Origin of the sequence: Salifodinibacter halophilus, assembly GCA_012999515.1 — a bacterium.
In the GTDB taxonomy this organism is placed as follows: Bacteria; Pseudomonadota; Gammaproteobacteria; order Nevskiales; family Salinisphaeraceae; genus Salifodinibacter; species Salifodinibacter halophilus.
On the sequence record JABEEB010000864.1, the window covers coordinates 1 to 230 of the forward strand.

The following is a 230-nucleotide window of genomic DNA, read 5'->3' on the forward strand; positions in this document are numbered from 1 at the left end:
GCGCAAGCTCGTCGCCGGCCCGGGCGTTTACATTTGTGATGAATGCATTGAATTGTGCACGGAGATCGTCGAGGAAGAGCTTGGAAACGAGGAAGAATTTGAATTTAAAGACGTGCCGAAGCCGATGGAGATCAGGGAAATTTTAGATGAATACGTCATCGGCCAAGATGAGGCGAAAAAATCGCTCGCCGTTGCGGTTTACAACCATTATAAACGGATCAATTCCGGCA

Annotated in this window: 1 protein-coding gene; it reads left to right on the forward strand. The window is 48.3% G+C overall.

Annotated elements, in window-relative coordinates; translation table 11 throughout:
- On the forward strand, window positions 1-230 hold a 230-nt coding region (locus HKX41_14015; protein NNC25249.1), incomplete at both ends, for an ATP-dependent Clp protease ATP-binding subunit ClpX.